The sequence below is a fragment of the Actinoplanes utahensis genome (genome assembly GCF_016862455.1).
In the GTDB taxonomy this organism is placed as follows: Bacteria; Actinomycetota; Actinomycetes; order Mycobacteriales; family Micromonosporaceae; genus Actinoplanes; species Actinoplanes utahensis.
Genome location: NZ_BOMZ01000095.1, coordinates 30,623 through 54,437 on the forward strand (window position 1 = coordinate 30,623; position 23,815 = coordinate 54,437).

The following is a 23,815-nucleotide window of genomic DNA, read 5'->3' on the forward strand; positions in this document are numbered from 1 at the left end:
TTTTCTGGGGTTCTGTGCCACGTCTGAGCTAACTTCCGCGATCCGCAAAAGTCGCGGCGAGCTTTATGCTCCCCGTACTCTCCGTACGTCATCGAGGAAGGGGAATGCACGTGCCGCAACGCCGCCGCACCGCCCTGACCGCCGTGATCCTCGCGGCCCTCGCGGCCCTGGCCGCGGGTTGCGACGGGATCGAGATCGAGGTCCCCGCCGGCTCGCTGCCCGCCCCGGTCAGCATCGACCCGATCCCGTCCGCCTCCGCGGGCGAACCGAGGTACGTCTGCTCCGCCGCCTACCAGATCCTCACCGACGGCGCGGTCCGGCTCGCCGAGCACGCGTCCGGTGAACGCGTGGACGGCCTGCGGCAGACCCTCTCCGACATGTCCGCGAAGATGTCGGCCGTCAGCGCCCGCGCCGACGACGCGAGCCAGCGCGCCACCGTCGACCGGATCGCCGGCTCCCTCGCCACCGGCTCTCAGGAGCCCGACCCGAGATCCTTCATCGACGGCGACTTCACCACCATCGCCCAGAGACTCGACGGCACCTGCCGCTCCGCCGCGAAACCCTGATCGTCCACATCGATGGACCGTCGGCTAGCCTGAAAACCTTTCGGCGTAGCGGGGGAGGCTGCATGGAATCGGCTCCGGCCATGGCGAACCCGTGGACGTGGGCCGCCGAGGCGCTGCTCGAACCGGGTGAGCGCCTGCTCGCCGCGGAGGAGATGCAGACACCGGAGGGCACCACTCCGCCGCCGCCACCCGACCCGGAACGCCACACCCCGCTGGGCCCGCTCGGCAAGGTCGGCGTGGCCTTCCTGAGTCTGCTGAACCTGAACGAATTCGGTCCCGGGTCGAGCCTGCTGGACCGCCTCCTGTTCGGCGTCGCCGCGGACGGGCCGGCCGGCTCACTCGCCAGCAGCCTCACCGCCACCCTCCTGCGCACCGGGGCAAGGCGCCGGAGCGTGCTGGTGGTCAGCGACCGGCGGCTGGTGGTCGGCCTGACGCCGGAGGCCAAGCTGTTCTCCTGGGCCGAGCAGAGTCAGGACCGTCTCGACGTGGTCTGGGCGGTGCCACGCACCGCGATCAGCGCCGCCGCGATCCACCGGTACCGGCTGCGGCGACGACTGCTGATCACGTTCGCGGACGGTTCGTGGGCGGCGTTCCGGCCCGCGTACGGCGCCGACCTCGACCCGGCACGGCGACTGGCCGGCGCTCTCGACAGCGGCGCCGGCCGCCTCGAGGTGTGATCACTTCCAGACGTGCATGATGACCCGGTCGAGCTCAGCGTCCGGTGGGAGCACGACCGGGAGGGTGTGGCGGCTGACCCCGAGGGGATACTCGTCGGTCTCGCCCTTCGGCAGTGCCGACTCGATGTCCACCCAGTGCGCACGGTCAGCACTCGCATCGCGATCCGCGCGACCCGGGCCGCATCGTCGGCGGGAAACAGCTGGCCGTCGCCGAATTCGACGGCCCGGCCCGGCGGCAGGTATGCCCATCCGGTGCCGATGATCGCCGTCCAGTCGTTCAGTTCCTCGGACCACCGGCCGCGGCCGGCATCGTCCAGGAGACGTAGGCTCGTTCCCATGATCGATAGGCCGGTTCGCATCGGGCTGCAGTTGCAGCCGCAACACATGGACTACGCCACCATCCGCCGTACGGCTTCCGAAGCCGAAGACCTCGGTCTGGACATCCTGTTCAACTGGGACCACTTCTTCCCTTTAAGCGGCGAACCGGACGGGTTGCACTTCGAGTGCTGGACGATGCTGGCGGCCTGGGCGGAGTCCACGTCCCGCGTCGAGATCGGCGCTCTCGTCGCCTGCAACAGCTACCGCAACCCCGACCTCCTCGCGGACATGGCTCGCACGGTCGATCACATCTCCGAAGGCCGTCTGATTCTTGGCATCGGCTCGGGTTGGTTCGAACGTGACTACGTCGAGTACGGCTATGAGTTCGGCACGGCCGGCGGCCGACTCGACGACCTGGCGACCGCCCTCCCCCGCATCGAATCCCGCTGGAAGGAGCTCAACCCGAAGCCGACGCGCGACATCCCAGTGCTGATCGGTGGCGGCGGGGAGAAGAAGACCCTGCGCCTGACGGCGAAGCACGCCGACATCTGGCACAGCTTCTCCGACCCCGAGACCCTGGAGCGCAAACTCGGCATCCTCGGACAGCATTGTGCCGACATCGGCCGCGACCCCTCCGAGATCGAAATCTCGGTCATGGGCAAGACCGAAGACCGCGACAAAATGTACGAGCTCGGCGCCCGCCTCTTCACCATCCACACCGGGGGGCCCACACCCGACCTCACCGAACTCCGCGAGTTCCTCACCTGGCGCGACAAGCTGAACGCATAGCGACCACGGCGAGGGGCCCAATCACCGGTGCCCCTCGTTCGCCGTCTGCCATTTCGAGCGTCACGCCGATCCGTGCCGGACCATGCTGGCTACGATCGCCGGCCTACGCGGCATGCCGCCCCTCGTACAGTTCCTAAGGGTGAGTCCAAGTCAGGACCACAGCCAAGAAAAGCTCGCGCCGTCGCAGCCCAGCTCACGCCAGGTCCTCGGATTCCTGCTTCGCCGCAGACACGGGGTGGCCCGGCACGGTGGCGGCCAGGCCGGGGATCCGGCGGCCGACGAACAGGTAGATGGCGACGCTGGCCAGAGCGAACAGTCCGACGCCGAGGAACATGGTGGTGCCGCCGTAGGCGCCGAGCAGCAGGCCGCCGGTGAACGGGCCGATGAAAACGCCGATCTGCGCGAAGGTCTGTGCCCCGAAGTAGGCGCCGCGGTTCTCCTCCGGGGCGATGCGGTCGATGATGGCGAACTCGGCCGGGTAGATGAGGATCTCGCCGAGGGAGAACACCACCATCGCAGCGACGAAGTGCCACAGGGTGCCGGCGACCGCGAAGCCGGCCATCCCGGCGACGGTGAGCAGGCCGCCGACGGTGATGGAGGTGACCGGGTTGCGTTTCTCCATGAATCGGGACACGAACACCTGCAGGACCACCACGGTCACCGCGTTGGTGGCCAGCACGAACCCCAGGATGGTGACGCCGTCGGCGAATCCGACCGACAGGTGCTGCGCGAGTAGGGAGGAGATTCGGCCGTGTACCGCCTCCAGCAGCAGCCCGGCGAGGATGAGGAACAGCATGCGCCGGTCGACGGCCACGATCCGTGCGCTGGCCGCGAGTCCGCGCAGCACGCTGGCGACATGCTGTTTCGGCTCGCCATCGCCGCCCGCCCGGCCGGCCGCGGCGGCTGCGGGCACCAGCAGCAGCACGCAGACCAGTCCGATCAGGTAGATGCCGTAGCCGGCCGCCCCGGCCAGAAACGCCGTGCGGCCGCCAGCCAAGCCGACCGCTGCACCCACGACCGGGCCGATGGCGTACCCCATGTTGGTGGCCATGTACTGGTAGGAGAACGTCTGGGCCCGCCGGTCCCTCGACAGTAGGTCGCCGAGCAGTGCCTTACCCACCGGGGCGAAGGTGCTGCTGCTTAATGCCAGCGCTGCGTTGAAGGCGAACACCGCCACGACACCGTCGGCGAAGTAGAGGCCGATGAACGACCCGATCACCCCGAACAGCGAGAACACCAGCAGCCGGGTCCGGCCGAGGATGTCGGACAGGGAGCCGCCGACGAACCCGGCGAAGATCGAGAAGAACACCGACGACCCAATGATGAATCCGATCAACCCCGGTGCCAGGCCGAGGTCACGGTGCAGGAACACGGCCAGGAACGGGATGGTGACCGAGTTCGCGAGACTCATGATCCCGGCGCCGGCGATCAAGACCCGGGCGAGAATCGGAATCGGTGCGGCACTGGTGGGGGTCATCGCGGTGTGGTGCCCTTCCCTGGTCGCTCACGGGCTGGCTGGGGATCGCTGGACGACTTGGCCACTGGTGTGGTGGAAGTCAGGTAGCTGCGCGCACGTCGCGGATGGTCAGTGCTGAGGTGCTGTCCGGCCAGGGGTGAGGAGGCTGGCGATGACGGCTCCCGCGGCGGCGGCGATTGCGGCGACGAGGAATCCGTTGCGGAAGCCAGTGACGCTGTCGCCGGCGAAGCTGGCCGCGGCGACGCTGGAGACGACGGCGGCGCCGACCGAGGCGCCGAATTCGTGGAAGGTGCTGACGATGCCGGAGGCGACGCCGGATTCGTGCGGTGCGACGTGGCCGAGGGCGGTGGCCGAGGCGACGACGAACAGCGCGCCGGTTCCGGCGGCGGCGATCGCGACACCGGCGGTGACGGCGACCGGCTGCATGGTCAGGGCGGGCACGGCCATGCCGGCGGCGGCGATCAGCAGGGCGGCGGTGGCGAGTGTCCGGGCGCCGACGCGGCCGAGGAGGGTGCCGGTGAGGTGGGCGCCGAGCATGGTGATGACGGCGACGGGCAGGAAGAGCAGGCCGGTGTGCAGAGCGCCGTAGCCGCGGCTGTGCTGGAAGTAGAAGGTGCCGAGGAAGAACGCGGCGACCATCAGTGCGGTCGCCATGAGGATGAGGAACGCACCACCGGCGACGGGCCGGCGGGCGAGCATCGTGATGTCCATCAGGGGTGAGCGGGCGTGCTTCTGCCAGAGGGTGAACAGGGTGTAGCCGATCGCGGCGGTAAGTATGAGCCCGCCGGTGGTGGTGGTGAGCCAGCCGTGGTCGCCAGCGCGGATGAGTGCGTAGATGAGTGCGGCGGTCGCGCCGGTGACGAGCAGGGCACCGAGGAGGTCCAGTTGCGGGCGCGGGCGGATTACGCCGGTGGCCGGCAGCAGGGTGGCGAGGGCGGCGATGATGACCAGGCCGATGGGTACGTTGATGAAGAAGACCCAGGGCCAGCCAGGACCGCTGATGATCAGGCCGCCGAGCAGGACGCCGAGGGCTGCACCACCACCGCCGAGTGCGGACCAGACGCCGAGGGCCTTGTTGCGTTCGTCGCCGGAGAAGAGGGTGATCACGAGCGACAGTGCTGCGGGTGACAGCAGCGCGGCGCCGACGCCTTGGGCGATGCGGCCGCCGATGAGCGTCTCGGCGTTCGCGGCGAGGCCGGTGGCCAGGGATGCCGCGGTGAAGACGAGCAGTCCGGCGAGGACGACGCGTTTGGCGCCGATGAGGTCGGCGATGCGGCCGCCGAGCAGCATCAGCCCGCCGAAGGTGAGGGTGTAGGCGCTGACGGTCCAGGTCAGCGCTGCCCGGTCGAGGCCGAGGTCGGTCTCCATGTGCGGCAGGGCGATGGCGACCACGGTGACGTCCAGGATGAGCATCAGCTGCGCAATGCCGAGGAAGGCGAGCAATCGCCATCGCAGCGGGTGCCGCGTCTCGGTCTCGTGGGTGTCGTATGTGGTCATGGCGCCCTCCGGAATAACTCGTATCCTCTTGTACGACTTACAAACGGAAGGCTAACTCGTACATTCCCGTACGCGCTAGGGTGGGGGCATGAGTTCCGCCGACACCCGCCCGCGGCGGCGCGCCGACGCCGAGCGCAGCATCGCGCGGATCGTGTCCGCCGCCCGTGACTGCCTCAGCCGTGATCCGGACGCGACCGTCGATGACATCGCCAAGGCCGCCAGTGTCGGGCGCATGACGGTCTACGGTCATTTCCGAACCCGACCCGAGCTGGTCGAGGCCGCCCTCGCCGAGGCGCTGCGGGCGGGCGAGCAGACACTGGCCGGCGTGGACCTGGGCGGGGACGCACGGCAGGCGATGAGCCGGTTGCTGGCGTCGAGCTGGTCGCTCGTCGCGGAGTCCGCGGCATTGCTGTCGGCGGCGCAGCGCGTGCTGCCGGAGGGCCGGTTGCGGGAGTTGCACACCGGCGCCGCGGACCGGGTGGAGCTGTTGATCGTCCGAGGCCAGAGCGACGGGGTCTTCCGAACGGACCTGCCGGTCACGTGGCTGGTCAACGCGGTGCAGTACGTCCTGCACGGTGCCGCGGAGGAGATCCGGCTGGGGCGTTTGGACGCGGCTGCGGCCTCCGGAATCGTGACCGCCACGGTGCAGTCGATTCTTGCCGTCCCGGACCCCGTCGGGCAGGTCCGGTCCGGGACCTGACGCCTGTCGACCTCGATATCGCCATGGCCGAAGCCCGCTCCACCAGATGGTGGGGCGGGCTTCGGAGCGGCGGCCGGTTCGGTGCGGCTCACGTGGTGTGGAGCCGGGGCAGGCGAACGGCCAGGGCCGCGGTCGCGGCGGCGAGGGCGAAGCCGGTCCACGGCTGGGCGGGTTGCAGGGCGAAACCGGTGATGGCGAAGGCCGGCAGCAGGACGGCGTAGGCGATGCCGTGCCGGCGCAGTCGGCGGTCGGTGCGGGCGATGGCGGTGCCGAGGACGATCGCGGCCACGATGAGCAGGAACGTGGGGGTCAGGGCGGTGGCGAAGAAGGTGGGACCGTAGGCGGTGTCGGCGTTGAGCGCGGGCATGCCGGCGGTACCGGCGAGGTGCGCGCGGCCGATGCCGGGCTGCACGAAGGTGGCGCTGCCGAACGTCGAGGCCAGGAACACGTTGGCGATCGTGGTGAGGACCAGCCCGGCGACCGCGGTGCGAGCAGCGCGGCCATGGGCGAGGAACGCGGTGGCGGCGGCCGTGCCGAGGACGGCCAGGGCGGTGGCGAAGATGCTGGCGCCGAGGTGACTGATCAGGAAGACGTCGGTGGTGATGTAGCGGGCGTAGGCGTCGAAGTCGTCGATCGAGGGTTGATGGGTCCAGGTGCTCAGGCCCAGCAGCAGCCCGTAGGCAGGCAGTGCCCATAGCCCGATTCGGGGGGCGTGCCCGATGTTGCCGGTGGCGCGGGCAAGCGTAGACATTTTAATCGTCTCGTTTCGTCGTGGCGTGGCGTTGAACAGGACGGATCCGGTGCCCCGCCGGGACCGGTGGCCCCGGCGGAGCGTGGCGACAGCACCCGTCGGTCATGGGGTGGCCGGCGCGTTGTCCGGCTGCGCGGCGGAGGCGGTGTCGCGGCTGGTGAGGGTGATCGCGGCGAGGACGGCGGCTGCGGCGGCGATGCCGGCGGCACCGAAGAGGGCTGCGGAGTAGCCGTTGGTGAGGGCGGCCGGGTCGCCCAGGGTGTCGGCGCCGTGGGCGGCGGCGAGCGCGGTCATGGCGGCCAGGCCGAGGGCGGAGCCGATCTGGTAGCTGGTGTTGACGATGCCGGAGGCCAGGCCGCCTTCCTCCGGGCGGGCGCTGGACAGGGCGGTGCCCAGGGAGGGGATGAAGGCCAGGGCCATGCCGAGGGCGGCGACCAGGGAGGCGGGCAGCACGTCGGTCAGGTAGCTGCCGGTCGGGCGGATCAGGGCGAGCCACCCGAGCCCGGCGGCGAGAACCGCCAGCCCGGTCACGAGGGTGGTCTTGGTGCCGTAGCGGGCGATGATCCGCGGGGCGAGGACGATCATGCCGACCATGATGAGCACGGTCATCGGCAGCAGCGCGGCGCCGCTGGGGAAGGCGCTGAAGCCGAGGACCTGCTGGAGGTAGAGGTTGAGGTAGAACCACATCGGGATCCACGCCGCGCCGAGCAGCAGCTGGGCGAGGTTGGCGGCGGACAGGTTGCGGCTGGCGAAGATGCCGAGCCGCATCAGCGGCTCACGGCGGCGGGCCTGCAGGACCACGAAGGCGGCGAGCAGGACCGCGGCGCCGGCGAGGGTGAGCCAGGTCTGCGCGGTGTTCCAGCCGATCTGCGGGGCGAGGACGATGGCGTAGACGGCGGCGGCCAAGCCGCCGGTGACGGTGAGTGCGCCGGCAAGGTCGAGGCTGCCGGGCCGGTTGCCGCCGGCGGGCATCAGCGCCGGGGTGGCGATCAGGGCGAGGACGGCGATCGGGATGTTGAGGTAGAACACCCACGGCCAGCTGACGTATTCGGTGATGACGCCACCGAGGAAGACGCCGGCGGTGCCGCCGGCCGGGGCGGCCGCCCCGTACAGGGCCAGGGCCTTGGTGAGCTCGGCGGGCCGGTTGCCGAACAGCATCATCAGCAGCGTCAGCGCCGACGGCGCGATGAGGGCGGAGCCGGCGCCCTGTACGGCGCGGGCGGCGAGTTCGGTCTCGACGGTGCCGGCCAGGCCGGCGGCGGCGGAGCCGGCGAGCAGGATGGCCCAGCCGGTGGTGAAGATGCGGCGGGCGCCGTACAGGTCGGACAGGCGTCCGCCGAGCAGCAGCAGGCCGCCGAACGCGACGACGTAGGCGTTGAACACCCAGGACAGGTTGCTCGGGGTGAAGCCGAGGTCTTCGCGGATCTGTGGGAGGGCGACGCCGATGATCGAGGTGTCCATGATGACCATGAACTGGGCGAGGGCGATGAGCGCGAGGGCCCACCACCGGGATGGATTGCGGGACATAACCGAACCTCCTCTGTACCCCCAGGGGGTATCTATGTTCGGCGCCATTGTTACCCCCAGGGGGTATTCGCGGTCAAGCGTGGCCGTCGATTGACTTCCGCGTCACATCACCCGAGAAGGAGCTTTACCGATATACCCTAGGGGGGTAGGGTAATGCCGCTGGAGGGAGTTCGGTCATGGCTCACGGCTACATCAAGGACAAGGACGACTACCGCAAGCGCCTGCGCCGGGTGGAGGGCCAGATCCGCGGCCTGCAGCGCATGGTCGACGACGAGGCGTACTGCATCGACATCCTCACGCAGGTGTCCGCCGCGACCAAGGCGCTGCAGACCGTGGCGCTCGGGCTGCTCGATGACCATCTGGGGCACTGCGTCGTCGACGCGGCCCGTGAGGGTGGCCCGGACGCCGAGGCGAAGTTGAAGGAAGCCTCCGATGCCATCGCCCGGCTCGTCCGCGCCTGACCCGTTCCCCACCAGCAGCATTTGATTACCGCAACGAGAAGGAGAAGCCGATGTGCGGCACCGAGACAGCGTGCGCCTGCGCCACCACCCCTGCCACCGAGGCGGTGACACCGGCGGACGGGACCCGGACGGTCTACCAGGTCGCGGGGATGACGTGCGGCGGCTGTGCTGCCCGGGTCAGCAAGCAGCTCACTGATGTTACGGGCGTGCAGGACGTCAGCGTCGACGTCGCCGCCGGGACAGTGACGGTGACCAGCGATGCTGTCCCCGATGACGACAGCATCGCTGCGGCGGTCACCGCGGCCGGTTATCAGCTCGTACGCTGACCGTTCCCATGGACGTACCCAGGCCCGGCGGAGGGGTGAAACCTTCCGCCGGGCCTTTGCTCACTCGGTAGCGGCGAGACGGGCCTGGTAGCCCGCATCGGCGATGACCGCGATCAGTGTCGGCACATCGGTCACGGCAGGATCGGCGTCGACGACGGTGCGCCCGGCACGTACGGACGTCTCGGCGCGGTACACACCGGCGGTCTGCTCCAGCGCTTCGTCGATGAGCATGCCGCAGCTGCCGCAGTGCATGCCGGTGACGTGGAAGGTGTAGGTGGTGTCGTTCACGTCGTCGTGTCCCTCGTCAGCAGTGCGGCGGGTGTCAGAGCAGGGCGCGTAGGTCGGTGATGAGGCGGCGACCTGCGGTCAGGTGCGCGAACCGGCCGGGTACGTCGTAGATCTCATGCCGCCACTGCCCGGCGTCGCCCGGAAGGCATGGCGGCGAAGGTTGGCTGTGGACGGCCAGCCGCGTCGGCGTCACCCCGGACGCCGGCGGTACAGGCGAGGTTTGCAGGCCGTTGGCGTAGGCGGCGAGCAGGCCGGCGTCGCGGGTGACCCGCACAAGGTCGTGGTACTGCTCCGGGACCGCCTCGAGATCCCACGTGCGCAGGTAGCTGTCGACGCCGACGGACAGGTCCGCTGCGGGGCTGGGGTCCACGGCGATCACGGCGTGCGTGGCGTACCGGGCCGCGAACAGGTCGGCGAGCAGCGCCGACGGCCCGTGACCGACGATCACCGGCGCGCGTCGCAGTTGCAGACTGTCGACGAGGCAAGCGAGATCGTCGACGAGTTCGGCGGGATCGTAGGAGTCACGGCGGGCGGAGGTGCCGTGGCCGGGTAGGTCGACGGCGATGACGGTGGCGTGCGGGCGCAGGTCGGCGGCGGTCGGCCACCAGCCGGTGCGGTCGAACAGTACCGCGGGCAGCAGAACGACGGGCCGGCCGTTGGCACCCCACAGGTCATAGCACCACTGTCCGGCCGGTGCGGGGAAGTGGTGGGTGGTTCGCATCGGCGGCAGGCACTCGGTCACGGTCACTCCCCCGCCCCGGCAGGCCGAGATGAAGCGGTGAGCCGGCCGCCGTACATGCCCATGCCGCAGGAGTAGTCGAGCCGGCCGGGTTCGAGGGCGCCGAGATCGATGACGGTGTCACCGTAGACCGGAAGGATGCGTTCCAGGTTCCAAGAGGCGATGACGAACGCCCGCACACACCCTTCGGCCTCCCGCGACCGGATGATGAGCCGGGTCGGCACACCGGCGGCCACCTCGATGACTGCGGGGAGGTAGGCGCCGGTCACGGCGGTGACGATGACCTCCTGGACACCGTCCGCGGTGACCGACACCGCGGGGCCACCGTCCGGGGCCACCCGGGCGGGCGCCGGCTGCGAACCCAGGCCGAGCGCCTCGGCGACGCGGGACGCCAGCGGGGAGCCGGTCAGTTCGAGGCCGCCGTTGACCGTGTACAGGCCCATCGCGACGACGACCAGGCCGGTGACGGTGGCGAGCCGCCCGCGCCAGGCCCCGGCGGCTTTGCGGGCCAGGTAGCCCAGGACGGTGAACAGTGGGGCGGTGCCGGCAACGAAAACGGCCATGACGGCGGCTCCGGCCAGCGGGGAACCGGAGGCCAGGGCGAGTGTCTCGACCGACAGGGTGACACCGCACGGGATGAGCACGCTGGCCATGCCGAGCACGGCGGGCGCGGCGGCGCCGGCCGAGCGGGTACGGCCGCGTACCAGGCGGCCCCAGCGCGCCGGTGGCTGTACGACGATGCGACGGAACCCGGGCACGCCGAGCTGGGCGAGGCCGAACACGACGATCGTGACACCAGCCGCCAGCTGAACGACGGTGCGGGCGGTGACCGACAGCTGCACGGCGGCGCCCAGCGTGCCGAGTAGCGCACCGAGGATGGTGTGGGAGACGAGTTTCCCGGCGAGGAATCCGGCGGCCGGGGTCAGGTCGTCGGCCAGGCGGGCGGCGGCCGAGACGGCGCTTGGGGCAGCGGGTTGGCGTTGCCGCATGACGAGGGCGGTGAGCAGGCCGCCCTGGACGGCGGCGCAGGAGACTCCCCCGGCGAAAAGGCCGGTGAGCAGGATGGCATACAGATTCACGAGAAGGTTCGGCTTTCAGCGCGAGAACAACGAGGGACACCGCCGCGGTACGGGGTGTGAAGGCGGTCCACGCGTTTCGCGGGTGGACCGTCAGGAGGCACGAACGGCCAGACCTGCTGGCGTCGTACGGCGTCGGTGTCCTATATGCGGCTGATACCGAGTTGGGTCAGCGTGACCGTGGGTGCCCGCAGCGGGGTGAGCGTCCTGGCCCTGACGGGAGGGCAGTCGCTGCTGGTGGTGGTCACGGCGATGGTGACGGTGCCGGCCAGGACCGCCGGGTCGGCGGCGGGGGCGCTCACATGGCATTCCCCAGCCGCGGTGCCCGCGGAGACGTCGCCGGTCGTCGACGCGTGAGGGTGAGCATGCCGGTGTCCGTCGTCGGCCAGCGGCGCCGTCGCGGTGTGGTGCCCCACCGTCGGGGCCGCGCAGTGCGTTACCTGGACCAAGCCGACGCCGGCGAGGACGGACACGATCAGCAGCCATCGCAACAGCCAGGTGGCCGGTCGCTGCTGGGGACGTGTCACCGGGCCAGGTTACGACATCGCCTGAGCACGATACGCAGGCCCGGCGCCCGGCGTCGGGGCTGCGCGGATCTTCGGGTTGATACGGGTGCGGGGTATCTTGCTGAGCATGAGTGAGGCGAGGCCGGCCGGGCCGCATGGGTATTCGGCGGAGAAGCAGGCGCTGATGGCCCGGTTGAAGCGGGTCGAGGGGCAGATCCGTGGGTTGCAGCGGATGGTCGACGAGGACACCTACTGCATCGACATCCTGACGCAGATCTCGGCGGCCAAGAGCGCCCTGCACGCGGTGGCGGTCGGCTTGCTGGAGGACCACCTGCGGCACTGCGTCGTGCATGCCGCCGCGGACGGCGACGTGGACGCCAAGATCAAAGAGGCGAGTACGGCGATCGCCCGGCTCGTGAAGTCCTGACCAACCACAACAGCGACGCGGTGCCGCCCGGGTTTGCCGGACCGGCACCGCGTCGCGGTGTTCCTGCCTATCGTGTTGCGGTGGTGAACCGGCGCAGCCGCAGGCTGTTGGCGACCACGAACACCGAACTGAACGCCATCGCCGCTCCGGCGATCATCGGGTTGAGCAGTCCGGCCGCAGCCAATGGCAGCGCCGCCACGTTGTAGGCGAACGCCCAGAACAGGTTGCTCTTGATGATCCGCAGCGTGCGCCGCGACAGCCGGATCGCGTCGGCGGCGACCCGCAGGTCACCGCGAACCAGGGTCAGGTCAGAGGCTTCGATCGCCACGTCGGTACCGGTGCCCATCGCCAGGCCGAGATCTGCCTGGGCCAGGGCCGCGGCGTCGTTGACGCCGTCGCCGACCATCGCGACGACATTGCCCTCGCTCTGCAGCCGTTTGACGACGTCGACCTTGTCGGCGGGCAGCACTTCGGCGATCACCTCGTCGATGCCGACCTCGGCGGCGACCGTCCGGGCGACCGTCTCGTTGTCGCCGGTGAGCAGAACCGGTGTCAGTCCGAGGCCCCGCAGTTGCGCGACCGCGTCACGACTGGTCGGCTTGACCACGTCGGCGACCGCGTACACCCCGCGGACCCGGCCGCCCCAGCCGGCGACCACGGCGGTACGGCCCGCCTGCTGCGCCGCCGTGACGGCCTGTTCAATGCCGGCGGGCACGTCAAGTCCGCGTTCGCGCATCAGCGTCAGCCGCCCGATCAGCAGATCGCGGCCGTCGACCGTACCGGTGACGCCCAGTCCTTCGAGGTTACGGAAGCCGGTGACCGGCCAGAGCGGGGCGGTGTCGGCGGTGGCCCGGGCGATGGCCTGCGCGATCGGGTGTTCCGAGGCGGCTTCCACCGCACCGGTCAGGCGCAGCAGTTCGCGGCGGTCCTGACCATCGGCCGGGGTCACGTCGACCAGGGTCATCTGGCCGGTGGTGACGGTGCCGGTCTTGTCGAGCAGGACCGTGTCAACGCTGCGGGTGGATTCGAGGACCTCCGGGCCTTTGATCAGGATGCCGAGCTGGGCGCCGCGGCCGGTGCCGACCAGCAGGGCGGTCGGGGTGGCCAGGCCGAGCGCGCACGGGCAGGCGATGATCAGTACGGCGACGGCGGCGGTGAACGCGGCCGTCCACCCGGATCCGGTGCCGACCCACCAGCCGAGGGTGCCCACGGCGAGGGCGATGACGATCGGCACGAAGATGCCGGAGATCCGGTCGGCGAGCCGCTGCACCGGCGCTTTGCCGGTCTGAGCCTGCTCGACCAGCTTCGCCATCTGCGCCAGCTGGGTGTCGGCGCCGACCCGGGTGGCCCGCACGATCAGCCGGCCGCCGGCGTTGACGGTCGCCCCGACCACACTGTCGCCCTCGGTGACCTCGACCGGCACGGACTCGCCGGTCAGCATGCTCGCGTCGACGGCGGAGGATCCGTCCTCGATGATCCCGTCGGTGGCGATCTTCTCACCGGGCCGGACCACGAACCGGTCCCCCACCGCCAGTTCGGCGACCGGAATCCGATGTTCGGTGCCGTCGCGCAGCACGGTGACGTCGCGGGCACCGAGTTCGAGCAGGGCCCGCAGGGCGGCCCCGGCCCTGCGCTTGGAGCGGGCCTCGAAGTAGCGGCCGGCCAGGATGAACGTGGTGACGCCGGCGGCGGCCTCGAGGTAGATGGCGCCGGTGCCGTCGGTACGGCTGATGGTCAGCTCGAACGGGTGCGTCATGCCGGGTGTTCCGGCGGTGCCCAGGAACAGCGCCCACAGCGACCAGCCGAACGCGGCGATCGTGCCCAGCGAGACGAGGGTGTCCATGGTCGCGGCGCCGTGTCGCACGTTCGTCCACGCCGCCTTGTGGAACGGCCACCCGCCGTAGACGACGACCGGTGCGGCCAGTGTCAGCGACGCCCACTGCCAGTAGGTGAACTGCCAGGCGGGCACCATCGCCAGGGCGATGACCGGGACGCTGAGCGCGATCGCAATGAACAGCCGCGTCCGCAGGGCCCGGAATTCGTCGGCCGGCTCGGCGGCGGCGCCCGGGTAGTCGGCGGCCGGGGGTTGCGGGACGGCTGCGGTGTAGCCGGTCTTCTCGACCGTGGCGATCAGTTCGTCGACGGTCACCTCGCCGTCGACGGTGACGGTGGCCTTCTCGGTGGCGTAGTTGACCGTCGCGGTGACGCCGTCGATGCGGTTGAGTTTCTTCTCGATCCGCGAGGCGCAGGAGCTGCAGGTCATGCCGCCGATCTGCAGCTCGATCGGGTTCGGGGCCACGGGCAGCGGCCGCGTGATCGCCATGATGCTTCTCCTAACCGTGGGTGTGGCCGTCGTCGCCGTGCCCGGAGGCACTCGGCGACGGCGTCGCCGACGGGACCGGGGTGGGACTGCTGGTCGAGGTGGTCGGCGCGGGCGGGGTGCCTGCGCTCGCGGTGAACTCGGCAGTGCGGACCTTGCCGCCGTGCTGGAAGTCCAGGTAGAGCCGGTAGGCGCCCTCGGACGGGACGTCGGCGTGGAAGACGATGTCAGGTCCCGCGGCGGTCTTGCCGTCGCCGGGTTCGCCGTCGGGGTGTACATGGAGGTAGGCCAGGTCGGCGTCGCGTAGGGCGACGAGGTGGCCGTACGCGCCGAGGTAGGGCTGCAGGTCGGTGACCGGCGCGCCGTCCTTGCTGACCGACAGGGTGAGCCGGGAGGAGCCGCCCGCCTTGAGGTCACCGGTGAGGGTGACGGTGTAGCCGTCGACCGTTGCGGTCCGCCCGGGTGCCGGCAGCGGCGTCGGCTGGTAGTCGCCGCGGGCGGGCAGGTCAGCGCCGAGCGTGAGTCCGTCCGAGTGGCCGGCCGGCTGGAAGTCGGCGAAGACCCGGTACTGCCCGGCTGCGGCGACGGAGAGGGGGATCGACCAGGTGCCGTCGGCGGCCCGTTCGGGGTGGACGTGCTGGAAACCGGACAGGTCGCGGCGGACCACGATCAGGTGCAGGTCCTTGTCGTGGCTGACGGTGTAGCCGGTGACCGGTGCGCCGTCGGGGCCGTCGATGCGGAACTGGAACGGTCGGGGTTCGCCGACGGCGAGTTCGGTGCTGATCGGCTGCAGGCGGTAGCCGTCCTGGGTGACCTGCAGGCCCGCCGGCAGCGCCGCCGTCGCGGTGGTGTTCTGGCCCGTGGCCGGCTTGTGGTCGTTGTGGGCGGTGGTCGCCGCGGGCGCCGGAGTGGGGCCGAAGGCCCGGCCGAGGCCGAGGGCGGCGGTGAAGACGACCGCCAGCCCCAGGCCGAAGGCTCCCAGCTTGGTGGGGGTGTTCATGACTACCTCGCGAGTTCGTATCCGGCCTCGTCGATAGCCGCGGCGACCGCGGTCTCGTCGAGGGGCTGTTCGCTGGTGACGGTGACGCCGCCGGAGGCGAGGTCGACCTGCACGTCGGTCACGCCGGGGATCTGCCGGAGCTCGGCGTCGACGGAGTTGACGCAGTGCGAGCAGGTCATGCCGGTCACGGTGTAGGTCTGCTGGGCCATGACGATCTCCTCCAGGAATCGAACGGCGACGGCCTGCTGCCGCCGACAGCAACGACTATACCAATACCCCCTAGGGGTATCAACGCGGGCCGTAGAACGAGTCCTGCCCGCCGCCATGACACCGTGCGGTGCCGGGCGTCAGCCGTGGTGGCGGGTGTGTTGTTGCGGGGCCGGAGCCGAAGGAACCGCCGGGCCGGGGGTGCCGTTCACCGCGCCCCGCAGAGCGGGACCGATCAGCAGCGTCGACACGGCGAACATGGCAGCGAACACGGCCACCGCGATGCCCGGCGCCCACCAGCTGCCGAACCGGCGGCGCAGCCGCAGCAGCATGGGCGCCATGGCCGCCAGCCCCAGCGCGCCGAACAGCACGGTGCCGCCGAGCCCGGTCAGCAGAGCCGTCCCGGCGAGCAGGCCGATGTGGTGAAGCAGGTGCGGAGCCAGGCCCATCGCCGCACCGAACACTGCCCCCAGACTCCAGCGGCCGCCGGGGCGCCGGCTCACCCGAGCGCCCGGTGCGGAAACCACCGGCCCGGGCTTCGCCGGGTCAGCCATGAGCGACCCGGCCCGCATCCACCGGCAGCGGATGCCCGGCAGCGGCATCGACCAGAGTTGTCAGCGCGTCGATGACCACGGGCCGCTGCTCGGCCGGAATGTTCTGCAGAAGCTGCGTGAACCTGGTCGCCCGGGCGACAGCCAGCTCACCGGCCGCACGAACACCGTCCGGCGTCAGCTCCAGCCACACCAGCCGGCCGTCACCGTCACGTTTGGCCCGTCGCACCCAGCCCCGGCTGATCAGCTGGTTGACCAGACGGCTGACAGTGCTCTTCTCCAGCCGCAGCCGGGCGCCCAGGGCGTTCTGCGTCATCGGCCCGTCCCGGTGCAACTCCCCCACCGCGTGGGCTTCCGAGGCCGGCACCGGTGTTCCGCACGGCGTGCGATCAGGCTGATGCAGACCGAACGCACGCACGAACGCGGTGATCCGGCCCTGCAACAGCAGCGCCTGGTCGAGCTCCTCATCCGACATGGTTCGACCCTACAACCAATTAGTTCGACGGAACAACTATCTCGTCGGGGTGCCGGTGCGCGGCCACGACGCGATGCTGATTTGTCGTGGCCGCGTCCTATGGCTTCAGCTGCGAGGTACTGACGTTGCCGTGATCACCGTCGGCGGTGCATCGAGGCGTCCCGCTCGGGTCAGCACGGCGAGGGCCGTCGCGCACCCGGAGCCGGTGAGGATCAGGCACAGCCAGGGCAGAGCCGGCCAGCCGTGTCGTTCGCCGACGTCGAGGGCGGCACCGGTGAGCAGGTTCCCGGCGGCGATGCCGATACCGGCGAGGGTGTTGTACAGGCCGTAGTAGGTGCCGACCAGGCGAGGTCCAGCGAATTCGACGATGGTGGCCATCTCGAACGGGTAGACGATCATCGTCGCCAGTGTCAGCAGCACCGTGCTGAACAGCACCGGGACCAGCGCGACCCCCAGCCGCCATGGCTCGGCCCCGCCCACCGGGCCGATGCCGGCGGCGACGGCCACCGGCACGAAGGCGACAGCCATCAGCGCCAGCCCACGGACGATCGCCTGCGGCGGCGTCCACCGGTTCTTGGCCCAGGCGGTGACGCGGACCTGACCGGCCACGGTGAGCAGCCCGGAGACGGCGAACACGATCGCCACCCCCGCCTCGGAGCCGGTGAGCCGGCGTACCTCGATGGGCAGGGCGAGGTAGACCTGGAAGTTCAGGACGTAGGAGCCGATCATCGCGGTGGAGAACAGCAGGAACGGGCGGTGGCGCAGTACCTGCCGCCAGTCGGCCCGCGCGCCGGGGTCCGCGCCGCTGGGTGAGCGGCGGGCCGGCAGGGCGCGGGCCTGGGCGATCAGCAGCAGCAGAAACAGGACGGCGGCGATGACGCAGACCCAGCGGAACGAGATGGTCAGCAGGGCGAGGCCGATCAGCGGGCCGGCCAGGATCCCGGCCTGGTAGAAGACGTTGAACACGGCGAACGCCTCGGTCTTGCGGTCACCGGCCTCGGCGGCCAGGTAGGCGCGGACCGCCGGGTTGAACAGCGCTCCGGCCAGGCCGGTCAGCAGCGACGCCACGATCAGGCCGGGCAGGTTCTCGGCGAAACCGAGCAGAGCGAACCCTGCCACCCGCAGTGCCAGCCCGGCGAGGATGAGGGGTTTGTAGCCGAGCCGGTCGGCGAGGGTTCCGCCGACCAGGAACAGGCCCTGCTGACTGAGGTTGCGCACGCCGAGGATGAGCCCGACCGCCCAGGCGGCCATCGCGAGATCGGTGGACAGGTGCCCGGCCAGGTACGGCATCAGCATGTAGAAGCCGATGTTGATGGTCAGCTGGTTGACCAGTAGCAGCTGCACCGGCCGGTTGAAGGAGCGGATCTGGGCGACGGTGCCGGTCACGGCGTGCCCCTCAGAGTCGGGTCGATGACGTGGGTGCAGCGGGTCCACCGGGTCGCCTCGCCCTCACCCGGGTGGCTGAGGCGGTCCGGGTGGGGTGCGGGCGGTCCGCCGAGCAGTCCGTGGCGGTGGCAGTAGTCGTCGCTGTAGACGGTTTCGGCGTACCGGTGCGGCCCGTCCGGAAAGACCGCGGCGATCCGGGTGTCGGCCGGCTCGGTGCGGGCCAGCCAGGAGGCGACCATGGCGACCGCGCCGACGCTCCAGCCGCCGCTGACGTAGTGGGCCGCGGCGAGCCGGCGGCAGGCCCACACCGCTTCGGTGGCGGCGACCCAGTGGACCTCGTCGAAGGCCGGGTAGTCGACGTTGCGGGGATGGATGCTGCTGCCCAGCCCGCGCATGAGCCGGGTCCGGGCGGGCTGGCCGAAGATGGTGGAGCCGCAGGCGTCGACACCGACCAGCCGCAGATCGGGGAAGAACTCGCGCAGGACGCGGGCGGTGCCGGCGCTGTGCCCGCCGGTGCCGACACTGCACACGAGCACGTCGACGCGGCCGAGTTGCGCCGCGAGTTCAAGGGCGAGGTTCTGGTACGCATCGACGTTGTCGCGGTTGTTGTACTGGTCGGGGCAGAACCCGCCCGGCTGGTGACCGAGCAGTTCGGTGACGCGGTCGCGGCGGGCCTGCTGCCAGCCGCCGGCCGGGTGCGGGGTGTCGACGACCTCGACGCGGGCCCCGTACGCGGCCAGAAGGTTGCGCATAGACGGTTCCATGCCGGGGTCGGTGACCAGGGTGACCGGATGGTGGTAGATCATGCCGGCCAGGGCCAAGCCGAGGCCGAGGGTGCCGGAGGTGGACTCCACGATCGGCGCTCCGTCGGCGAGGTCGCCGCGGTCGCGGGCCTGCTGGATCAGGTGCAGGCCGGGCCGGTCCTTGATGCCACCCGGGTTGTGGCCTTCGAGTTTGGCCCAGAACCCGCGGTCCGGTGTTCCGGTGAGGTCCGATGTCCACAGGACCGGGGTGTTGCCGACGAGCTGGTCGAGGTGGTGGCATGTCGAGCTGGAGATGAGCTGGCTGGGCGCCGGCCGCCGGGTGAGCCGGGGAAAAGTCACGTCGATCATGTGCGTAGCCGCTTTCGGGACGTGGTTCGCCGCCCGGACGCCGGTCGGATCACAGCGTCGGGTACGGCGCGAACAGAAGGTCACGGGCACGCGCCGCCGTCCCTGCCGCTCGATCGGTCGCGGTGGCCTCAGTGGGCTACCAGCCAGTCCGGGCAGGGTGATGACGTCGGCGCGGGGACCTGTCAGTTACGCAGTACGCACGTCGCGGACAGCACGTCCCCGACACATCTACCGGGCGGGTGCGCGGCATCAGCAGCAGACACCGCAGCAGCGGCCGGGCCAGAAGAAACCTGCGTGGTCACGGCCTCGCTCAGTGCAGGATCGTCCATGGTGACCGGCTGCTGAACGGCCACCGGTACGCACGGGTGCGCCGGATGAACCTGATCAACCGCGCTGTGCGAAGAGGCGCCGTCCGTCGGTGGCAATGTGCAGGCCGTATCGGTGGCGGCATGCGCGTGGTGCGGCGGGTGCACGGCATGGTCGAGAGCGCTGATGCAGATCAGCATCAGCGTCACGCTCATCACGCGCAAGATCAGTCGGTACATGACCCTTCCACACCGCACCCGGCCAAACCGAACGGCAAATGTACCAAAGGTCCGGTTATTACGGTGCGGATTCCGCTCTTTCGAGTGTCCGCGCGGTGTGGAAGGGTGCGGCCGGGCGCCACAGCGCCCGGCCGCGATGACGACGAAGGTCAGAGCCCGGCGAGGATGGTCTTCATCGTGGCGATCTCGGCCTGCTGATCGGTGACGATCTTCGCGGCCAGGTCGGTGGCCTCGGTGTTCTTACCCTTGGCGACTTCCTCCTGAGCCATGTCGATAGCGCCTTCGTGGTGGCTGATCATCATGGTCAGGAACTGCTTGTCGAACGCTGCGCCCATGGCGTCCTTGAGCTTGGTCATGTCGGCGTCGGACATCATGCCCGGCATGGAGCCGTGGTCCATGCCGGCGCCCTCGCTCATGTGCGGCATCGGCGCCGACTGGCCCCACGCGGTGAGCCAGCCCGTCATGGTGTCAATCTCGGGCTGCTGCGCCGCCTGAATCTTGGCGGCGAGTTCCTTGACCCGGCTGTCGGTCGCCCGGCCGTCGGCCATGTCAGCCATCTCCACCGCCTGCTGGTGGTGCGGGATCATCGACTGGGCGAAGGTGACGTCGGCGTCGTTGAACGTTCCGGCCGCCGAGGCCGCCGCGGACGGCGGCGTCGTGCTGCCGTGGTTCATGCCGGAGCCGGACGAGGAGTGGTCGCTGCTCCCGCAGCCGGACAGGATCAGCGTGGCGGTGACGGCCGCGCCGGCGAGCAGGCCGCGGCGCAGCACACTGGTGGGCAGCATGGAAGAACGCATCATTGCTGGTCAAAACCTTTCGACAGACTTTCGGGTACGCGTGAGCGAACGCCTCGCCGCAGCCCGCTGTGGGCGACGGTCGAGGTGGTGCCGCTATATGCGCAGTACCGCTGTCGAAGCGAGAGTCAGTCCGGTCGGGCGATCCGGTGGCGCCCGCGGTGAGCGGACCCGCAGTGCGCCCGGGGAGGGCATCGGCTGGCGGCGTGCGATGGCCGCCGCGAGGACCAGCAGCAGCACGGCCACGGCGAGGCCGGCCAGGATCGCCAGGCAGGCGCTCCACAGCCCGGAACCGTGACCGCCGTGGCCGTCACAGTGCCCGCCCTGGCACGGGTCCGCAGCACTCACCATCACCTGCATCGCCCCGGTACCGGAAACCTGCGACGCCATGCCAGCCATGGCCTGATGTACGTCGGCGCGGACACCGGTGTGACCGAGGGTATGCATCAGCGCGAGCCCGAGAGCGGTCGCCAGCAGCACAACGGTCCGGGCCGTACGGCCCACCGCAATCGCCGGCGACTGGTTCACGCACCCACGGTAGCGCGCACTCGCAGTGACGAGCCCGGTGACCCGCCTCGTGGTAGCGGGCACCGATCTGGTCCGTCAGGTTGTCGACGCGCAGAACGGGGTGGCGCCACATTCTCGGCCGACTGCACCGCTGCCCACCCGGATACCGCATCGACGACGAAGTCCATCTCTTGTTCGCGCCAGGACCCACCCTGGTCACACCCTCGCCGAGATCACCAGCCACGGTGATCGGCTCGTACTGGCCGCCAACGTGATCCACCACCCGTTGCAACCACACCGCCGAATCTCGGCACCTCTGCTCCCCTTGTTGTCAGCGCGCGACGCGACTACCCGGAACGGCACGGCGGTTCCGGTACCCCGCTGGGGTGAGCCCGCGCGGCTTGTACACCGACAACGCCAAGGCCACGAACAGCAGCGCCATCGCTCCAACCGTATGGATCACCGGTGAGAAGCCGGGCACGATCTGCGAGCCACCTGCCGTCATGGCCAGAGCCGTGTCGGCGAGGGCTCCCAAAGTCTGCATGTACAGCAGCAGCACCGCGACGGCGAGCACGTTGAGCAGCAGTTTGATCAGCACCCAGTAGTGCCGCACGAGGCCCCACACCGTGATCAGTGACTGCGCTACACCGGTGAACAGACTGGCAATGCTCAGCGGAACCAACAGCAGCCAACCGAGGGGCTCCAGCACGACGTACGCCGCGGACACCGACCGCGGGTCCTCCGCGGCCACTGCGAACCCGGCGAGCGCCAACGACGCGGCCACGGCACCGAGCCACCCCACCGAGACGGCGATATGCACCATCAGAGCCGCCTTGCGTAATCCGGTTCGGACCGTCACCCGTGGCCACCCCAAGCGACTGCCGGCGCCGCAGCACCGTACGACAGGTGCCAGCCGGGGCCGTGCCCGCTCAGCAACGCGACGACGATCAGCACCATCACCGCCAGCCCGATGGCCGCGAAAACCTTCACCCACCGCGGCACGCCTTCGCCCTGCATCTCGGTCTCTTCGCGGTCCATCACAGCCTCCCGGCCTCCAGGGCGTTTACAAGACAGAGTGTATCGCTCCGAGACACACTGACGCTCCCGTTGCGGTGCGTACGATGTCGGAGTGCCGAAGTTGTGGACTACGACCGTCGAGGAACACCGGCGCACCGTGCACACCGCGATCCTGGACACCACCGCCGCGCTGGTCGCCGAACACGGCCTCACCGTGACCATGTCGCAGATCGCCCAGAGAACTGGCATCGGCCGCGCCACGCTCTATAAATACTTCCCGGACGTGGAGAGCATCCTGGCCGCCTGGCACGAACGTCAGATCACCACACATCTCGACGAGCTCGCCGCGGTCGCTCCGGCCGACGATCCCGGTGAACGGTTGCGGACGATGCTGACCACCTACGCCCATCTGTCCAGCGGCGCGGCGCCGCACTCCCCCGGCGACGGTGCGGCCCTCGCCCGTGCATTGCACCACGCCGCGCACATGACACCGGCCCGGCAGCGGCTGCACGACCTCGTCACCCAGGTCATTGCCGCGGCCGTCGAGGCAGGCGGCGCCCGCAGCGACGTGCCTGCCACCGAGCTCGCCACCTATTGCCTGCACGCGCTGGGCGCCGCGGCTGGCTCGGATTCGCCGGCCGCACGGGACCGGCTCGTTGAGGTCACCCTCTCCGGCCTCCGACCGCGATAGGCCGGAGGACCCGAGATCAAGTGCCCGGACGCCGCCCGAAGGTGTGCACGGTGGCACCAACGCTCAGCTGGTCCCACATCTGCACGGCATCGCGGTGCAGCAGGTTGACGCAGCCGTGCGAGCCGCGTGTCGCGTCGTGCAGATAGGTGGTGGTCTCGTGGAATCCGATGCCGCCGACGAAACGCTGCCAGAAGGGCAGCCACACCTCGTACGGGTCGGACCACTCCCTGTCGGCCCGCTTGTTGATCCGGTAGACACCGGCCGGAGTGGCATGGCCGCGGAAACCGGTGCGGACCACGGTCGGGCCGGCCACGACGGCGCCGTCACGCATCACCCACGCGGTCTGCAACGTCAGGTCGACACAGGCGGTGACACCCGGTCCCGGGTCGCACCGCTGAAGACGCTGCGGGGACGAGCTGGCGGCGATACGGCTGGCGACGTCCGCCGTCGTCGCGTCGGCCTGCCCCTGGGCGGGTTCGATTCCGAACCGGTGCTGGAACGCCCTGATCGCCAAGCAGTCACCCGGTGATTGGCGGCCGTTGACGGTTACCGCGCCGAAGCTGCGCAGCTCGGCAAGAGATTCTTCGATGGCACGCTGCCCTGGGCCCGTGGCGCACGGCACCGCCGCAGTCGCCTCCGAAGCCGGCTCCGAATTCGTCGCGGCCTGCTGCTTCCCGGCCACTGGCGCCGAAGCAGGTTCATGACGGATCACCATGACGAATGGTTTACCCGCTGCGGCGGCGACAGCGCCCGCCGGCGCAGCGGACGATGACGCCGAGTTGGCGAGACTCGCGACGTCGGTGGCACCGAGCGCGACGGAAAGCCCCACCATTGCGGCGGCGCCCATGAGATAGGCAGCTGCGCCAGATCTCGACACCCGCGATCCTCCGATTCCTCACCTACCCGACATTGATGGGATCGGACATCACCGCAGATTGCTTCGCCATGACAGGTAGCACTCGAGGTGCAGTATTACCGCCGAAGGCGCGCGAATGCCGCAACAAGTTCCGTTGCCGTATTCCGATCCTCGGAGCCGTTGGCGCATCAACATGATGCGCCAACGGCAGTCTGCAGGAATTCAACCC

At 70.1% G+C, this 23,815-nt stretch carries 30 protein-coding genes; 8 read left to right on the plus strand and 22 right to left on the minus strand.

All coding sequences use genetic code 11. The features are described from left to right. The first annotated feature begins 104 nt into the window (after positions 1–104). Positions 105–566, plus strand: a complete 462-nt coding sequence (locus tag Aut01nite_RS34960) for a hypothetical protein (protein ID WP_043531482.1) — start codon at positions 105–107, stop codon at positions 564–566. A 62-nt stretch (positions 567–628) separates the two neighbouring features. Continuing rightward, the gene (locus Aut01nite_RS34965; RefSeq protein ID WP_204037803.1) at positions 629–1,243 is read left to right on the plus strand and encodes a hypothetical protein; all 615 of its coding nucleotides are present in this window, start codon (positions 629–631) and stop codon (positions 1,241–1,243) included. Here the strand turns inward: Aut01nite_RS34965 and Aut01nite_RS44500 are convergent, their stop codons facing one another. Beyond that, positions 1,244–1,375 carry a hypothetical protein gene (locus Aut01nite_RS44500; RefSeq protein WP_275409739.1) on the minus strand — a complete coding sequence of 44 codons (132 nt, stop codon included), beginning with the start codon at positions 1,373–1,375 and terminating at the stop codon, positions 1,244–1,246. It abuts the gene before it with no gap. Positions 1,376–1,579: 204 nt separating this feature from the next. Here Aut01nite_RS44500 and Aut01nite_RS34970 point away from each other — a divergent pair, with 204 nt between their 5' ends. Next, entirely contained in the window at positions 1,580–2,350 is a 771-nt protein-coding gene (locus Aut01nite_RS34970) for an LLM class F420-dependent oxidoreductase (protein ID WP_204037805.1), read from the plus strand. 193 nt (positions 2,351–2,543) lie between these two features. On the opposite strand, the gene Aut01nite_RS34975 is transcribed toward Aut01nite_RS34970, so the two are convergent. Both Aut01nite_RS34975 and Aut01nite_RS34980 read right to left on the minus strand, forming a co-directional pair. Next, positions 2,544–3,827, minus strand: a complete 1,284-nt coding sequence (locus Aut01nite_RS34975; RefSeq protein ID WP_204037807.1) for an MFS transporter — start codon at positions 3,825–3,827, stop codon at positions 2,544–2,546. Between the two features lie 108 nt (positions 3,828–3,935). Next, a complete protein-coding gene (locus Aut01nite_RS34980) occupies positions 3,936–5,324 on the minus strand; it encodes an MFS transporter (RefSeq protein ID WP_204037809.1) in 1,389 nt (462 codons plus the stop codon). 88 nt (positions 5,325–5,412) lie between these two features. Between Aut01nite_RS34980 and Aut01nite_RS34985 the strand changes: the two genes are divergently transcribed. Continuing rightward, positions 5,413–6,024, plus strand: coding sequence for a TetR/AcrR family transcriptional regulator (locus Aut01nite_RS34985; RefSeq protein ID WP_204037811.1), 612 nt, complete (start codon positions 5,413–5,415; stop codon positions 6,022–6,024). An 88-nt stretch (positions 6,025–6,112) separates the two neighbouring features. On the opposite strand, the gene Aut01nite_RS44505 is transcribed toward Aut01nite_RS34985, so the two are convergent. Beyond that, positions 6,113–6,775, minus strand: a complete 663-nt coding sequence (locus tag Aut01nite_RS44505) for a hypothetical protein (RefSeq protein ID WP_204037813.1) — start codon at positions 6,773–6,775, stop codon at positions 6,113–6,115. 102 nt (positions 6,776–6,877) lie between these two features. Further along, entirely contained in the window at positions 6,878–8,302 is a 1,425-nt protein-coding gene (locus tag Aut01nite_RS34995) for an MFS transporter (RefSeq protein ID WP_204037815.1), read from the minus strand. A 176-nt stretch (positions 8,303–8,478) separates the two neighbouring features. Here Aut01nite_RS34995 and Aut01nite_RS35000 point away from each other — a divergent pair, with 176 nt between their 5' ends. Together Aut01nite_RS35000 and Aut01nite_RS43965 are read left to right on the plus strand one after the other, a co-directional pair. After that, positions 8,479–8,763 (plus strand): metal-sensitive transcriptional regulator, encoded by a 285-nt coding sequence (locus tag Aut01nite_RS35000; RefSeq protein ID WP_204037817.1) that lies wholly within the window; start codon positions 8,479–8,481, stop codon positions 8,761–8,763. Positions 8,764–8,813: 50 nt separating this feature from the next. Next, positions 8,814–9,089 carry a heavy-metal-associated domain-containing protein gene (locus Aut01nite_RS43965; RefSeq protein WP_204037818.1) on the plus strand — a complete coding sequence of 92 codons (276 nt, stop codon included), beginning with the start codon at positions 8,814–8,816 and terminating at the stop codon, positions 9,087–9,089. 60 nt (positions 9,090–9,149) lie between these two features. Here the strand turns inward: Aut01nite_RS43965 and Aut01nite_RS35010 are convergent, their stop codons facing one another. From Aut01nite_RS35010 to Aut01nite_RS35025, 4 genes are all read right to left on the minus strand, one after another. Further along, positions 9,150–9,377: a heavy-metal-associated domain-containing protein gene (locus tag Aut01nite_RS35010; protein WP_239124626.1), complete on the minus strand. Its 228-nt coding sequence runs from the start codon at positions 9,375–9,377 to the stop codon at positions 9,150–9,152. A gap of 34 nt (positions 9,378–9,411) precedes the next feature. Then, entirely contained in the window at positions 9,412–10,119 is a 708-nt protein-coding gene (locus tag Aut01nite_RS35015; protein ID WP_204037820.1) for an alpha/beta hydrolase, read from the minus strand. Between the two features lie 2 nt (positions 10,120–10,121). Next, on the minus strand, positions 10,122–11,195 hold the full coding sequence (locus Aut01nite_RS35020; RefSeq protein WP_204037822.1) for a sulfite exporter TauE/SafE family protein: 1,074 nt from the start codon (positions 11,193–11,195) through the stop codon (positions 10,122–10,124). A 140-nt stretch (positions 11,196–11,335) separates the two neighbouring features. Next, a complete protein-coding gene (locus tag Aut01nite_RS35025; RefSeq protein WP_204037824.1) occupies positions 11,336–11,719 on the minus strand; it encodes a hypothetical protein in 384 nt (127 codons plus the stop codon). A gap of 106 nt (positions 11,720–11,825) precedes the next feature. Here Aut01nite_RS35025 and Aut01nite_RS35030 point away from each other — a divergent pair, with 106 nt between their 5' ends. Further along, the gene (locus tag Aut01nite_RS35030; RefSeq protein WP_204037826.1) at positions 11,826–12,125 is read left to right on the plus strand and encodes a metal-sensitive transcriptional regulator; all 300 of its coding nucleotides are present in this window, start codon (positions 11,826–11,828) and stop codon (positions 12,123–12,125) included. Between the two features lie 67 nt (positions 12,126–12,192). On the opposite strand, the gene Aut01nite_RS35035 is transcribed toward Aut01nite_RS35030, so the two are convergent. From Aut01nite_RS35035 to Aut01nite_RS35090, 12 genes are all read right to left on the minus strand, one after another. After that, positions 12,193–14,448 (minus strand): heavy metal translocating P-type ATPase, encoded by a 2,256-nt coding sequence (locus Aut01nite_RS35035; RefSeq protein WP_204037828.1) that lies wholly within the window; start codon positions 14,446–14,448, stop codon positions 12,193–12,195. Between the two features lie 10 nt (positions 14,449–14,458). After that, positions 14,459–15,445: a DUF8832 domain-containing protein gene (locus Aut01nite_RS35040; protein ID WP_204037830.1), complete on the minus strand. Its 987-nt coding sequence runs from the start codon at positions 15,443–15,445 to the stop codon at positions 14,459–14,461. Between the two features lie 2 nt (positions 15,446–15,447). Then, positions 15,448–15,654: a heavy-metal-associated domain-containing protein gene (locus Aut01nite_RS35045; protein WP_204037832.1), complete on the minus strand. Its 207-nt coding sequence runs from the start codon at positions 15,652–15,654 to the stop codon at positions 15,448–15,450. 138 nt (positions 15,655–15,792) lie between these two features. After that, entirely contained in the window at positions 15,793–16,101 is a 309-nt protein-coding gene (locus Aut01nite_RS35050; RefSeq protein ID WP_204037834.1) for a hypothetical protein, read from the minus strand. A gap of 97 nt (positions 16,102–16,198) precedes the next feature. After that, positions 16,199–16,678: a MarR family winged helix-turn-helix transcriptional regulator gene (locus tag Aut01nite_RS35055; protein WP_204037835.1), complete on the minus strand. Its 480-nt coding sequence runs from the start codon at positions 16,676–16,678 to the stop codon at positions 16,199–16,201. A 105-nt stretch (positions 16,679–16,783) separates the two neighbouring features. Next, complete coding sequence (locus tag Aut01nite_RS35060; RefSeq protein ID WP_239124627.1) at positions 16,784–18,064, minus strand: MDR family MFS transporter; 1,281 nt, start codon at positions 18,062–18,064, stop codon at positions 16,784–16,786. Next, complete coding sequence (locus Aut01nite_RS35065) at positions 18,061–19,176, minus strand: PLP-dependent cysteine synthase family protein (RefSeq protein WP_204037836.1); 1,116 nt, start codon at positions 19,174–19,176, stop codon at positions 18,061–18,063. The genes Aut01nite_RS35060 and Aut01nite_RS35065 overlap by 4 nt, the downstream gene beginning before the upstream one ends. 182 nt (positions 19,177–19,358) lie before the next feature. Then, on the minus strand, positions 19,359–19,721 hold the full coding sequence (locus tag Aut01nite_RS35070; protein ID WP_204037837.1) for a hypothetical protein: 363 nt from the start codon (positions 19,719–19,721) through the stop codon (positions 19,359–19,361). Positions 19,722–19,870: 149 nt separating this feature from the next. Further along, complete coding sequence (locus Aut01nite_RS35075; protein WP_204037838.1) at positions 19,871–20,521, minus strand: DUF305 domain-containing protein; 651 nt, start codon at positions 20,519–20,521, stop codon at positions 19,871–19,873. Positions 20,522–20,611: 90 nt separating this feature from the next. Further along, a complete protein-coding gene (locus Aut01nite_RS35080; protein ID WP_204037839.1) occupies positions 20,612–21,043 on the minus strand; it encodes a DUF6153 family protein in 432 nt (143 codons plus the stop codon). Between the two features lie 310 nt (positions 21,044–21,353). Then, on the minus strand, positions 21,354–21,845 hold the full coding sequence (locus Aut01nite_RS35085) for a DUF2269 domain-containing protein (protein WP_204037841.1): 492 nt from the start codon (positions 21,843–21,845) through the stop codon (positions 21,354–21,356). Between the two features lie 32 nt (positions 21,846–21,877). Beyond that, the gene (locus tag Aut01nite_RS35090; protein ID WP_204037842.1) at positions 21,878–22,060 is read right to left on the minus strand and encodes a hypothetical protein; all 183 of its coding nucleotides are present in this window, start codon (positions 22,058–22,060) and stop codon (positions 21,878–21,880) included. Between the two features lie 91 nt (positions 22,061–22,151). Between Aut01nite_RS35090 and Aut01nite_RS35095 the strand changes: the two genes are divergently transcribed. Next, positions 22,152–22,730: a TetR/AcrR family transcriptional regulator gene (locus Aut01nite_RS35095; protein WP_204037844.1), complete on the plus strand. Its 579-nt coding sequence runs from the start codon at positions 22,152–22,154 to the stop codon at positions 22,728–22,730. Between the two features lie 16 nt (positions 22,731–22,746). Here the strand turns inward: Aut01nite_RS35095 and Aut01nite_RS35100 are convergent, their stop codons facing one another. Continuing rightward, positions 22,747–23,577 carry a L,D-transpeptidase gene (locus tag Aut01nite_RS35100; protein WP_204037846.1) on the minus strand — a complete coding sequence of 277 codons (831 nt, stop codon included), beginning with the start codon at positions 23,575–23,577 and terminating at the stop codon, positions 22,747–22,749. Positions 23,578–23,815 lie beyond the last annotated feature (238 nt).